Below are 12,116 nucleotides of genomic sequence, written 5' to 3'. Positions count from 1 at the left end.
CTTGTGAACGTCCTGACGGTACTGATGCCGGTACGTCAGATCGTGAGCCACTGCTCTTTACCGAGGGCAAGCCCGGCAAGCAATTGCAAGATGGCATATAGGCTTTGGGCCAGGGAAAAACTACCCGAACACGTATCCGACAACGGCCAGCCAGAAGGCGGTGGTGAAGGCCGCGCAAGCGGTGGCGATGGTCATCTGGTTCGACGCCAGCGCCTGGCCTGTGTTGAACTGCACGGCAATGAGGTAGGAATTGATGCCCGACGGCAGCGCCGCCACCACAACCGCCACCTTGGCCGTCAGAGGCGGCAGCCCGAACAGCCAGACAAGGACGAGAACCAGCGCCGGCATCAGGAACAGTTTCAGCACTGAGAGCGCCAGCGCCGGCCGGATGTTGCCGGAAATGCCGAAACGGCGCAGGCTGAGCCCCATCGCGAACAGCGCCACCGGACCAGCGGTACTGGCCAGCGCGTCGACCAGCCGAGAGACAAGCCCCGGCAGCGGCGTTCCGCTGATGCGCCATGCGAGGCCGGCCAGGATGCCGATGATCAGCGGATTGACGAGCAGTTTCCGCAGGAAACTCCTGGCGACGCGCAGGGGATGCATTGGTTCATTGCCGCCACGGCCAAACATCTCGAACAGGACAATCGAGGCCATCATCATGATCGGCAGGTGCACGGACACCAGCAGCGACAGCACCTCGAACCCGTTCGGCCCGAATATGCCAAGGATGAACGGGGCGCCGAGCAGGACGATATTGGAATAGGACGAGGACACGCCGCCAACGATCCCGGCGCGCGCATCGCGTCCAAAGATCCGTGTGGTGACCAGATGGCCGGCGGCCCATGTGAGCGCCACCGCGATGAAATAGGCTGACCACAACGACCACGGCGCCACGCCATGAAAATCGGCGTCGACCATGGTCTGGAACAGCAGCAGCGGCATCGCCACGCTGACCGCGAAGTCGGATATTCCCTCTCCGCTCGCCGGCTTCAGATAGCCGGTGAGCCCGGCGAGGTAGCCAAGCGCGACAAGGCTGAAGACGAAAAGGACTGTTTCAGTCAGCGGAGACATTTCCCTGGTGATAGGCGAGCCCTGATTGCAGCGCAATCGCCCCGCGCTGCGATCAGGCCTTGAAGCATGCTTGTCGCACGTGCCCCGGTCACTAGCTCACGCGGCCGTGCCTTGTCTTTCGGCAAACTTTACCGTCCCTATATACCGGTCTTCAGCAACCGCCTGCTGGCGACCTTTAAAGGATACTTGATGATTCGATTCGCCCTGGCGCTGTTCCTGCTTGTCATTCCCGCTTCTGCTCATGCGACCGACGCCGGCTGGGCGCTGCTGCGCGATGGCGGGCATGTCGTACTGCTTCGTCATGCGATGGTCACCGGCACCACCGATCCCGCGAATTTCGACATCGCCAACTGTTCCACCCAGATCAATCTGTCGGCGCGCGGCAAGCAGCAGGCGAGCAAGATCGGCGCACTGTTCGCCGCCCGCGCGGCGCCCGTCTCCCGCGTCTTGTCCAGCCGCTATTGCCGGTGCCTGGACACCGCCCGCACCGCCTTCGAGGCCGAGCCGGAACTCTTTGCGCCGCTCGACCTGCTGTCGACCGACGAGACGGAGAAGGCCGCACAGATCGCGGCGATCATGAAGGAGATCCGCGCCTATTCCGGCTCCGACAATCTGGTCATGGTCACGCATCTGGAAGACATCGTCGCGCTCACCGGCATCTCGCCGCGCGAAGGCGAAGCGGTGGTCGTCGAGCCGCAGGGCGAGGGCTTGCGCGTCCTCGGCCGCGTGACATTTTGACGACATCCGCAGCGCCCCTCCGCTGGCAACGCCATCATTTTGGCCGATTGCACCCCTGTATCCCATTCCCGCGCGGCGCATTCGGTCTTTTCCTGCCGGGAAAAACCGATTAGACAGCGCGCAACCACATGCGGACAGATTCCGCCCGCAAATGAAGGAAAAGCCCCTTGTCCACCACGTTCGACAAAGTCGCCAAGATCATTGCCGACACCAGCGAGATCGATATCGACACCATCACGCCCGAGAGCCACACGATCGACGATCTGGGCATCGACAGCCTCGACTTCCTCGACATCGTCTTTGCCATCGACAAGGAATTCGGCATCAAGGTGCCGCTGGAAAAGTGGACGCAGGAAGTCAATGACGGCAAGGCCTCCACCGACGACTATTTCGTCATGAAGAACCTGTGCGCCAAGATCGACGCGCTGGTCGCGGCCAAGACCGCCTGATGTGGTGCAAGCCGCGCAACCTTGACGCGCCCTGCAGCCTGACCCACAACGGCCGCCCATGAGCCCTCACGACGTCGTCATCACCGGCATTGGCCTTGTCTCTTCGCTGGGAGAGGGTCCGGATGCGCACTGGCAGAAACTCGCCCAGCCAGGTCTGAGCCCCGTGCTCGAATCCGGGCGGTTCGCGCCTTACACCGTCCACCCGCTGCCGGAGATCGACTGGAACCTGCAGATCGCCAAGCGCGGCGATCAGCGGCAGATGGAAACCTGGCAGCGGCTCGGCACCTATGCCGCCGGGCTCGCGCTGGACGATGCCGGCATCAAGGGCAATGACGAGCTCTGCACGACCATGGATATGGTCGTGGCCGCCGGCGGCGGCGAGCGCGACGAGACGGTCGACGCCGATATTCTGGCCGCTTCGGAAAGCCGCAACGACCGCGACGTGCTGCTCAACGAGAAGCTGACCACCGAACTGCGGCCAACCCTGTTCCTGGCCCAGCTTTCCAATCTGCTCGCTGGCAACATCTCCATCGTCCACAAGGTGACGGGATCGTCGCGCACCTTCATGGGAGAGGAAGGTGCGGGTGTCTCTGCCGTCGAGACGGCTGCCGCGCGCATCCGCTCGGGCCAGTCGACGCATATCCTCGTTGGCGGTGCCTTCCAGACTGAACATTCCGACATGCTGCTCGGCTATGAGCTGGCCGGCTATCTGCATCGTGGCCCATGGAAGCCGGTCTGGCAAAGACAGGGCGCGGAAGGCGGTGGCGTGGTGTCGGGATCCGGCGGCGCGTTCCTGGTGCTGGAGCAGCGCGAACACGCGACAAGCCGTGGACGGAAAATCTATGCCGAGCTGGGGTCGGTCGTCTCTGGCCGCGCCAGACGGCGGCGGGGCGAACTCGACGCGGAGATTGCCACGCTGCTCAGCCAAGCCGCGTTGCCGAACGGCAATTTGCTGGCTCTATCAGGTGCATCGGGCGCCCACGCGGCAACCACCGCCGAGAAGGCAGCGCTCGACGCCAATCCGGCGATCACCACGCGCGGCTTCTCGACGCTGACCGGACACATGAAGGAAGCGCAGTTTCCATTCGCCGTGGCGCTGGCGGCACTCGCTGTCGACCGCAAGGCCGCCTACCCAGTTTTTGACGCCGCAGTCGAAAAGCCGTTTGAAGGCATTCCGAAAAGTGTTCTTGCAACGGCGATCGGCTATCACCAATTCGAGGGCATGGCGCTCGTCAACGCCGCGTAAGGCGGCGTCGAAATTTCCGTGCCGCAACGATAAACGGTCGAGGGCTACCGCATGGCCAAACTGAATGATCACATGGGCAGGCCGATCGTCGCCGTCACCGGCATCGGCGTTGTGACCTCGCTTGGCGTCGGCAAGACCGACAATTGGGCGGCGCTGACATCAGGCAAATCCGGCATCCATCCGATCACCCGCTTTCCGGTCGACCACCTGAACACCCGCATCTCCGGCATGGTCGACTTCCTGCCGTCCAGTTCGAAGGGCGCCAGCCCCCTCACCTATGAGCTGGCCGAAACCGCCGCGCGTGAAGCCGTAGCGGAATCCGGTCTCGACTCCGGTGATTTCGGTGGCCCGCTCTTCCTTGCCTCGCCACCGGTCGAGCTCGACTGGCACGAACGCTTCTCGCTCTACAATTCCGACAGCCAGGACTCCGGCGCCGAAAGGCTGCTGCGGGTGGCGCGCGGGCTGAAGGAACTCGACATCTTCGAAACCACTCAGTTCGGCACGATCGCCGACCGCCTCGCCGACCTTTTCGGCACGCGCGGCCTGCCGATCACGCTGTCGACCGCCTGCGCCTCCGGCGCCACCGCGATCCAGCTCGGCGTCGAGGCGATCCGGCGCGGCGAATGCGACCGGGCGCTGTCGATCGGCGCCGACGGCTCTGCAACCGCCGAGGCGCTGATCCGTTTCTCGCTGTTGTCGGCGCTGTCGACCCACAATGACAATCCCGAGAAGGCGTCAAAACCGTTCTCCAAGGACCGCGACGGCTTCGTGCTGGCCGAAGGCTCCGGCGCGCTTGTGCTGGAATCGCTCGAGGCTGCCCTTGCACGCGGCGCGACCGTTCTCGGCATCCTCAGCGGCTGCGGTGAGAAAGCCGACGATTTCCATCGCACCCGGTCGAAGCCGGACGGTTCGCCGGCGATCGCCGCGGTTCGGGCCGCCCTTGCCGATGCTGGCCTGAGCGAGGTCGAGATCGACTACGTCAATGCCCACGGCACCTCGACGCCTGAAAACGACAAGATGGAGCATCTGTCGCTGTCGACCGTGTTCGGCGACCGCATCGGCTCGATGCCGATCTCGTCGAACAAGTCGATGATCGGCCACACACTGTCGGCTGCCGGCGCTGTCGAGGCCGCGTTCTCGCTGATGACGATGCGCGAAAGCGTTATTCCGCCGACCATCAACTACGACAATCCCGATCCCGCGATCGTGCTTGACGTGGTGCCCAACAAGAAGCGCAATGCCGAGGTTCGCAGCGTGCTTTCGAACTCCTTCGGCTTTGGCGGCCAGAACACTTGCCTTGTCATGGCGCGGGAACCGGTCTAAGCGAGCCCCTTCCGCTCAACAGAACCGACAGGCTCCATGCGCGCATTGCAACTTATCGAGGATCGCCGTTTAGCGACGGTGGACCTGCCGCCTCCCCCGCCGCCGTCGCTCGGCGAAGTGACCCTGCGCATCAAGGCCGTGGCGCTCAACCACATCGACGTGTGGGGCTGGCGCGGCATGGCCTTCGCCAAACGCAAGCTGCCGCTCGTTGTCGGCGCGGAAGCCTCCGGCGAAGTCGAAGCGGTCGGCCCCGGCGTTTCCAATCTCGTCCCCGGGCAGCTTGTGTCGATTTACGGAGCGCGCACCTGCGGGCTCTGCCGCGCCTGCCGTGAAGGCCGTGACAATCTCTGCGAGCATGTTTCTGGCGTGCACGGCTTCCATCTCGACGGCTTTGCCCAGGAAAAGATCAACCTGCCGGCGCGCCTGCTGGTGCCCGCTCCGCCCGGTGTAACGGATATCGGCGCGGCCGTGGCACCCGTGACCTTCGGCACGGTGGAGCACATGCTCTTCGACAATGCCAAGCTTCAACCGGGCGAAACGATCCTCATCCATGCCGGCGGCTCCGGCATCGGCTCCGCCGCGATTCAATTGGCGAAGCGGATGGGCTGCGCCATCATCACCACGGTTGGTTCGAACGACAAGATCGACAAGGCCAAGGCGCTAGGCGCCGACCATGTCATCAACTACCGCGATGACCGCTTCGAAGGCATCGTGCGCAAGCTGACGAAGAAGAAAGGGGTCGACGTGGTGTTCGAGCATGTTGGCACCGACACCTTTGCCGCCTCGATGCTGTGCCTGAAGCGTGGCGGACGCCTGGTCACCTGCGGTTCGACCTCGGGCGTGTCGACGCAGATCAACCTGATGCAGCTGTTCCAGCAGCAGTTGAAGCTGCTGGGATCCTTCGGCTGCCGCATGGAGAACATGGCCAATGCCATGCAGAAGATGGCGGCCGGCATCGTTGCTCCCGTTATCGATACCGAAGTCGGCTTTGACGACATCGACACGGCGCTGAAGCGCATGGAAGGCCGCGACGTGTTCGGCAAGATCATCCTGCGCGTCTAGGACCGGCCTTGACCAACATGTTCAAGAAGGCCCGCCGCGACCTGGCGTTTCGCTACGGCAGGCAGCTTCGCCAGCTCAACTACTGGCTGGTGGCGCGGGCTGCGATGCTGATTATCTCGGTGCTGCGCCTGCTGCCCGCCGACAGCGCGCTCAATTTTGCCGACCGGATCGCCCGGCGCATTGGCCCATGGGTGGGCCGCCATGACGTCGCCCTCGACAATCTGCGCAAGGCTTATCCTGAAAAGAGCGACGGCGAGATCCAGGCGATCGCATCGGACATGTGGGGCAACATGGCCCGCCTTGCCGCTGAATACATCTTTCTCGACGCCCTGTTCGACTATGACCCGGCCGCGACGAAGCCGGGCCGTGTCGAGGTCAAGGGTATCGAGCATTTCGTCGAGATCGCCGGCGAGCAGAAGCCGCATATCGTCTTCACCGGGCATCTCGGCAATTTCGAACTGCTGCCGGTGGCTGCCGCCACCTTCGGCATGAACATCACGGCGCTGTTTCGCCCACCCAACAACCCCTACCTCGCCGACTACATCCTCTCGACGCGGCGCTCGACAATGGGATCGCTGCTGCCATCTTCGACCGGCGCCTCCTTCGCGCTGGCGGGTGTGTTGGAAAACGGCGGCAATATCGGCGTCCTCGTCGACCAGAAATTCTCGAACGGTCTCGATACGACATTCTTCGGCCGTCCCTGCCAGAGCAACCGGGTGCTGGCCACCCTTGCCCGTCACTACGAGTGCGACGTCTACCCGGCGCGCTGCGTGAGGCTTCCAGGCAACCGTTTTCGGCTCGAGATCGAAGACAAGCTGTCATTGCCGCGCACAAGCAGCGGCAGCGTCGACGTCCACGCCACCACCCAGCTTCTCAACGACGTCGTCGAGCGCTGGGTGCGCGAGGATCCAGGCCAGTGGATGTGGTTCCACAAGAGGTGGGAAATTACTGGCGGCCGGCGCAAGCGGCGGGCCGAGGCAACCGAAGCAGGCTAAGTCAGCCGCGTCGTCTTGGCAGCCATCTTTTCCTGCCACTCACGCAATAACCCATGCATCAAATCAAAACGCCGCGAAGATCCCTCTTCGCGGCGTTTTGCATCCCCGCCTAAGCCTTCATCACCCAGCAAATGGCAGAATAAAGTTTGGCCGATACGTGTCCATCGTGGCGCCGTTGCGATCTTCATCAATCAACGTGTCCGAACCGAAGCTTGCCCGCAGCCCAATCACGTATTTGTGGATGTTAATGCTTCCGCTGCTGCCGCTAAAGGTCTCATGATCCAACTGGTAGCGTCCAAACACTGAAAGCGGCGTCCCGGAAAACCGGTACATGGCCTGGAGCGCGCCGCTGACGGTGTTGAGATGCTCGCCGGATATGGACAGGTTCGAAAAGCCCAGTTCCGCATCGAAACGAAGGTTGTCCCGGGCAAAGTAGCGAACGACGCCACGACCGCCCCAGTCGTCAAAATGGTCGGAGGAGCCGTTAGCGCGCAACTGCCCGTAATACACTTGGCCATAAAGGGTCACATTGCCCAGGTAGACTTGGGCTTCGGGGCCGGCCGTAAAGTTATAGATGCTTTCGCCGCCGATCCCGTCGCCGCCATAGCCGGTGATCGTCGCGAAGCCGCCCAGCGCATAGGCGCTCGGATCACGCCAATAGGCATGGACGGCGCCGCCATAGCCGTAAAGATTCTGACCCTGAAGCCAGAGAGAATCGACCATTGCGTCGGTCTGGATGTTCCAGCGGGGATCTATAGGGAAATTCACGCGGCCCGCGCCGCCTGCGGTGGTCGCCGTTGCATGGTCGCCAGGGACAGTCAGATACAATCCACCAAGGTAAGCCTCGACATAGCCGGAAATGTGCGGGGCGGCGATGGGCTGGTCCATGACGATCGGAGATACCGCGTCCGCAGCGAAGGCCGAGGTGGCTGTTGCCGCGATCGCCGCGCCCATAAGCAGTCTGTACATTAGAATCCCCTCAGGTTGCCTATCCGGGATGTACCACCAATAAGTGTTCAAGCAAGCCACCGGCGGGATCAGGCCAGGCGCAGCGCTGTGGTTTTCGGTACCATTGGGATATTCCTGCAACATTTCGGGTATCGGCAGACCCCGAAGGATACAGCGACGCCGATGAGCGCCTGAGCTCCTGGCAGAGCCCAAGTCGCTGGCTGTCTTGGTTCGTAATGAGGATCAGCGTATTGCCGAAACGGCCATCAAATCAAAACGCCGCGAAGACCCCCCTTCGCGGCGTTTTGCATCCCCCGGCTAAGGCCGTCGTCCCCCGGCAAATGTTAGAATGAAGTCTGGCCGATACATGCGCGCCAAAGCAAGCATCAACAGCTTCAAACCAGGCGCAGGGCCCTTGTTTTCGGTACCATTGCGCTATTCCTGCAACATTTCGACCCTCGATACAGCCGGAAGGGCACAGCAACAGTGCCCACAGCCCCGATTGGGACGGCAGTTTTTGACCGTCTTAGTTTGTGATGAGGATCCGCGTATTGCCGAAGCCGGCTTCCCGCACCATCGAATAGAAGGTCGCGGCATTGGCCGTCTGCAGTCGCACGCAGCCATGCGAAGCCGGGCGCCCCAACTGCCTGACCGCGCCGGTGCCGTGGATGGCGTAACCGCCGTGGAAGAACACGGAGTAAGGCATCGGCGACATCTCGTATTTGCGCGAGTACCACATCCGCTCCGTCCGTTGCGGCCGATACGTGCCGCGCGGCGTGAAATACCCCTTGCGGGCGGTGGATACGTTCCAGCGGTAAAGCACTTCGCCGTACCTGCTCACAGTCATCGTCTGTGATGACACATCGATGTTTGCAACCAGGCTGGCGGCCCAGCCTTGAACTGACGAGCCGAACAGCATCGCGACAAGCATTGCCGCCATGAGAACTGTCTTCTTCATGCGATCAAACCCCTTTGATTGCCCCTGCCTGCATGTTTTCACGTCGTTTTTCATTTTTTAAGAGGCAGATACGTGAAATAGCACACAGTTCTTGACGAATTGGGCAATCCAAAGCGGCGAATTTGAACGATTTCCCGCGATAGTTGCCGCAACGACACGCCGCACGGGCGTTGTCGGGAGCGGGCTTGCCAAACCAGGGCGATCACTGCTCAATCCTCCAGATGAACGAACGACTCCTCAAGGCAGTGGACGACCGGGTCGATGACCTCGTCGCACTGACCGCCGACCTGATCCGCTTTCCGACCATCAATCCGCCCGGCGAAGCCTATCGCCTATGCGCTGAGTACATCGGCGCGCGCCTGAAGAAGCAGGGTTTCGAAATCGAATTCATCCGCGCCGAAGGCACGCCCGGCGATACCGACCGCTATCCGCGCGTCAACGTCGTCGCCCGCTTCGACGGCCGCTCGCCCGGCGCCTGCGTGCATTTCAACTCGCATATCGACGTGGTCGAAGCCGGCGAAGGCTGGACCGTCGACCCCTTTGCCGGCGTCGTGAAGGACGGCAGGGTCTATGGCCGCGGCGCCTGCGACATGAAGGGCGGCCTCGCCGCCTCGATCATCGCCGCCGAAGCCTTCATGGAGGCCTATCCCGATTTTCCCGGCGCCATCGAGATTTCCGGCACGGTCGACGAGGAGTCCGGCGGCTTCGGCGGTGTCGCCCATCTGGCGAAACTCGGCTATTTCTCCGCCCCCAGGATCGATCATGTCATCATTCCCGAACCACTCAATAAGGACCGGATCTGCCTTGGCCATCGCGGCGTCTGGTGGGCGGAGATCGAGACCAAGGGCGAGATCGCGCATGGCTCCATGCCGTTCCTCGGCGACAATGCGGTGCGCCATATGGGCGCGGTGCTGCAGGCTTTCGAGGATGAGTTATTCCCGGCGCTCGATCGCAAGATGACGCGCATGCCCGTCGTGCCGGAAGGCGCCAGGCGTTCGACCATGAACATCAATTCCATCCATGGCGGCCAAACGGAGGATTTCCGGCCCGGCCTGCCCTCGCCCAACGTGCCCGATGCCTGCCGGCTGACCATCGACCGCCGCTTCCTCCTCGAGGAGGACCTCGGCACCGTCAAGAGCGAGGTGACTGACATACTCGATCGGCTGAAGCGCGAGCGCAAAAAGTTCGACTACGAGATCCGCGACATCATGGAAGTGCTGCCGCTGATGACGGAGCGCGATGCGCCGGTGGTGAAGGCGGTGGCCAAGGGCATCATGGAGATATTCGATCGCGAACCCGATTATGTGATTTCGCCCGGCACCTACGACCAGAAGCACATCGCCCGCATCGGCCACATCTATGACTGCATCGCCTACGGTCCGGGCATTCTCGACCTCGCCCACAGGCCCGACGAGTGGGTAGGCATCACCGACATGGTGGAATCGGCGAAGGTGATGGCGATCGGGCTCAACGTGCTGCTGCGAGGCAAGATCGCCGGGTGATACGGGCGACGACGACAACCGCTGGCGGAAAAAACATTCCTCCTTGCGATGCCGGACAGCACGAAACGCGATTTACTCCGCTGAAAAATCACGCTTCTATCCGCCGGGTTCGAGCCTATGGGGAGTTGCACGATGAAATTGTGGAAGATCATTCTGGCCGCCGCCGCCTTGTCACTGGCCGCCGGAACCTCGGCGTTCGCCACGCGAGCCGACCTGGTCATCGGCATTCCGCTCGAACCCCCGCATCTCGACCCGACCGCGGGTGCAGCCGCGGCGATCAAGGAGGTTCTCTATGCCAATGTGTTCGAGGGCCTGACCCGGATCGGACCGAACAGCGAAGTGCTGCCGGACCTGGCGGAAAGCTGGACCATTTCCGACGACGGCAAGGTCTACACCTTCAAGCTGCACACCGGCGTGAAATTCCATGACGGCGCCGACTTCAGCGCCGACGACGTGAAATTCTCGCTCGACCGCGCCCGCGCCGACAACTCGGTCAATGCGCAAAAGGGCCTGTTCGCCGCCATCGACACCGTCGAGGTGATTGATCCCGCGACTGTGAAGGTCACGCTCAAGCACCCGCAAGGCTCCTTCCTCTACAATATGGGCTGGGGCGACGCGGTGATGGTATCGCCCAAATCGGCGGACACCAACAAGGAGAAACCGATCGGTACCGGCCCGTTCAAGTTCCAGAACTGGGTCAAGGGGTCGTCGATCACGCTGGTGAAGTCCGACCATTACTGGGGTGCTCCGGTGTTCCTCGACAAGGTCGAGTTCCGCATTGTGCCCGATGCCGCCGCCTACGTGCCGGCCCTGCTTTCCGGCGACATCCAGGCCTTCCCCTTCTTCGATCCCGACAGCGTCGCGCAGATCAAGGACGATCCGCGCTTCAAGGTGGTGGTCGGCGCGACCGAAGGCGAAACCATCCTGTCGATCAACAACAAGAAGCCGCCATTCGACAAGCTGCAGGTTCGGCAGGCGATTTCCTACGCGCTCGATCGCAAGGCGATCATTGACGGCGCCTCGGCTGGGCTCGGTCTGCCGATCGGCTCGCACATGTCGCCGACCAACAAATATTATGTCGACCTCACGGGCCGGTATCCGCACGATGTCGCCAAGGCCAAGGCACTGTTGAAGGAGGCAGGCCTGGAAAACGGCTTCAGCGCGACGCTGAAACTGCCACCTCCCTCCTACGCACGGCTTGGCGGCGAGATCATCGCCTCGGAGCTTCGTGACGTCGGCATCAACCTGGAGATCATCCCGGTCGAATGGGCGCAGTGGCTGGATCAGGTGTTCACCAAGAAGGACTACGACCTGACCATCGTCTCGCACACAGAGCCCAACGACATCGATATCTATTCGCGCAAGGACTACTATTTCAATTACCAGAACCCGGCCTTCAACAAAGTCATCGCCGACCTGGACCTCAGCTCCGACGAGGCCAAGCGCAAGGAGCTTTACGCGCAGGCGCAGAAGATCCTGGCCGATGATGCCGTGGTCGGCTTCCTCTACGAACTGCCGAAGGTCGGCGTCTGGGATGCCAAGCTGCAGGGACTGTGGGAAAACGCGCCGATCCAGGCCAATGATTTGACGAAGGTGAAGTGGGCGGATTGAGGCAGTTGGCCCAAAGGCGACGCTTGCGCTCCTTCGCGCCCCCCTCTGTCCTGCCGGACATCTCCCCCATGAGGGGGGAGATCGGCAGTTTCAGCGCTTGCGACACAGCTTCGACAATTGGCGAAAGCAGCGGCGAGAGCGCAATCTCCCCCCTTGAGGGGGAGATGTCCGGCAGGACAGAGGGGGGCGTGACAGAACGCTGCCTTTGCCCGG

The 12,116-nt window shown here is 62.3% G+C and carries 11 protein-coding genes; 8 read left to right on the top strand and 3 right to left on the bottom strand.

Annotated features, from left to right (window positions below; translation table 11 throughout):
- Positions 1–120: 120 nt before the first annotated feature.
- Complete coding sequence (locus ABVQ20_RS05135) at positions 121–1,071, bottom strand: AEC family transporter (protein ID WP_354458467.1); 951 nt, start codon at positions 1,069–1,071, stop codon at positions 121–123.
- A 189-nt stretch (positions 1,072–1,260) separates the two neighbouring features.
- Between ABVQ20_RS05135 and ABVQ20_RS05130 the strand changes: the two genes are divergently transcribed.
- The 6 genes from ABVQ20_RS05130 (at position 1,261) to ABVQ20_RS05105 (ending at position 6,884) form a co-directional block, all read left to right on the top strand.
- Positions 1,261–1,809, top strand: coding sequence for a histidine phosphatase family protein (locus ABVQ20_RS05130; protein ID WP_354458465.1), 549 nt, complete (start codon positions 1,261–1,263; stop codon positions 1,807–1,809).
- Between the two features lie 167 nt (positions 1,810–1,976).
- Positions 1,977–2,258: an acyl carrier protein gene (locus ABVQ20_RS05125; protein WP_010909964.1), complete on the top strand. Its 282-nt coding sequence runs from the start codon at positions 1,977–1,979 to the stop codon at positions 2,256–2,258.
- Positions 2,259–2,316: 58 nt separating this feature from the next.
- A complete protein-coding gene (locus ABVQ20_RS05120) occupies positions 2,317–3,504 on the top strand; it encodes a beta-ketoacyl-ACP synthase (protein ID WP_354458461.1) in 1,188 nt (395 codons plus the stop codon).
- Positions 3,505–3,555: 51 nt separating this feature from the next.
- Positions 3,556–4,827, top strand: a complete 1,272-nt coding sequence (locus ABVQ20_RS05115; RefSeq protein WP_354458460.1) for a beta-ketoacyl-ACP synthase — start codon at positions 3,556–3,558, stop codon at positions 4,825–4,827.
- Positions 4,828–4,863: 36 nt separating this feature from the next.
- On the top strand, positions 4,864–5,889 hold the full coding sequence (locus tag ABVQ20_RS05110) for a zinc-binding dehydrogenase (RefSeq protein ID WP_354458459.1): 1,026 nt from the start codon (positions 4,864–4,866) through the stop codon (positions 5,887–5,889).
- Positions 5,890–5,906: 17 nt separating this feature from the next.
- Positions 5,907–6,884 carry a lipid A biosynthesis lauroyl acyltransferase gene (locus tag ABVQ20_RS05105; RefSeq protein ID WP_354462129.1) on the top strand — a complete coding sequence of 326 codons (978 nt, stop codon included), beginning with the start codon at positions 5,907–5,909 and terminating at the stop codon, positions 6,882–6,884.
- 120 nt (positions 6,885–7,004) lie between these two features.
- On the opposite strand, the gene ABVQ20_RS05100 is transcribed toward ABVQ20_RS05105, so the two are convergent.
- Together ABVQ20_RS05100 and ABVQ20_RS05095 are read right to left on the bottom strand one after the other, a co-directional pair.
- Positions 7,005–7,853 carry a hypothetical protein gene (locus tag ABVQ20_RS05100; protein ID WP_354458457.1) on the bottom strand — a complete coding sequence of 283 codons (849 nt, stop codon included), beginning with the start codon at positions 7,851–7,853 and terminating at the stop codon, positions 7,005–7,007.
- Between the two features lie 505 nt (positions 7,854–8,358).
- Positions 8,359–8,790: a L,D-transpeptidase gene (locus ABVQ20_RS05095; RefSeq protein ID WP_354458455.1), complete on the bottom strand. Its 432-nt coding sequence runs from the start codon at positions 8,788–8,790 to the stop codon at positions 8,359–8,361.
- Positions 8,791–9,011: 221 nt separating this feature from the next.
- On the opposite strand from ABVQ20_RS05095, the gene ABVQ20_RS05090 reads away from it, so the two are divergent.
- Both ABVQ20_RS05090 and ABVQ20_RS05085 read left to right on the top strand, forming a co-directional pair.
- On the top strand, positions 9,012–10,292 hold the full coding sequence (locus ABVQ20_RS05090; RefSeq protein WP_354458454.1) for an acetylornithine deacetylase/succinyl-diaminopimelate desuccinylase family protein: 1,281 nt from the start codon (positions 9,012–9,014) through the stop codon (positions 10,290–10,292).
- A 132-nt stretch (positions 10,293–10,424) separates the two neighbouring features.
- Positions 10,425–11,903 carry an ABC transporter substrate-binding protein gene (locus tag ABVQ20_RS05085; RefSeq protein WP_354458452.1) on the top strand — a complete coding sequence of 493 codons (1,479 nt, stop codon included), beginning with the start codon at positions 10,425–10,427 and terminating at the stop codon, positions 11,901–11,903.
- Positions 11,904–12,116 lie beyond the last annotated feature (213 nt).

The organism is Mesorhizobium shangrilense (assembly GCF_040537815.1).
Classification (GTDB): Bacteria; Pseudomonadota; Alphaproteobacteria; order Rhizobiales; family Rhizobiaceae; genus Mesorhizobium; species Mesorhizobium shangrilense.
Note: the sequence above shows the minus strand (reverse complement) of the source record. Positions and strands in the feature narration are given on the sequence as shown.

What these genes read in the sequence shown, in the direction of transcription:
- ABVQ20_RS05135 (WP_354458467.1), bottom strand. Translation starts at nt 1,071, where the DNA reads ATGTCTCCGCTGACTGAAACAGTCCTTTTCGTCTTCAGCCTTGTCGCG.
- ABVQ20_RS05130 (WP_354458465.1), top strand. Translation starts at nt 1,261, where the DNA reads ATGATTCGATTCGCCCTGGCGCTGTTCCTGCTTGTCATTCCCGCTTCT.
- ABVQ20_RS05120 (WP_354458461.1), top strand. Translation starts at nt 2,317, where the DNA reads ATGAGCCCTCACGACGTCGTCATCACCGGCATTGGCCTTGTCTCTTCG.
- ABVQ20_RS05115 (WP_354458460.1), top strand. Translation starts at nt 3,556, where the DNA reads ATGGCCAAACTGAATGATCACATGGGCAGGCCGATCGTCGCCGTCACC.
- ABVQ20_RS05110 (WP_354458459.1), top strand. Translation starts at nt 4,864, where the DNA reads ATGCGCGCATTGCAACTTATCGAGGATCGCCGTTTAGCGACGGTGGAC.
- ABVQ20_RS05105 (WP_354462129.1), top strand. Translation starts at nt 5,907, where the DNA reads ATGTTCAAGAAGGCCCGCCGCGACCTGGCGTTTCGCTACGGCAGGCAG.
- ABVQ20_RS05100 (WP_354458457.1), bottom strand. Translation starts at nt 7,853, where the DNA reads ATGTACAGACTGCTTATGGGCGCGGCGATCGCGGCAACAGCCACCTCG.
- ABVQ20_RS05095 (WP_354458455.1), bottom strand. Translation starts at nt 8,790, where the DNA reads ATGAAGAAGACAGTTCTCATGGCGGCAATGCTTGTCGCGATGCTGTTC.
- ABVQ20_RS05090 (WP_354458454.1), top strand. Translation starts at nt 9,012, where the DNA reads ATGAACGAACGACTCCTCAAGGCAGTGGACGACCGGGTCGATGACCTC.
- ABVQ20_RS05085 (WP_354458452.1), top strand. Translation starts at nt 10,425, where the DNA reads ATGAAATTGTGGAAGATCATTCTGGCCGCCGCCGCCTTGTCACTGGCC.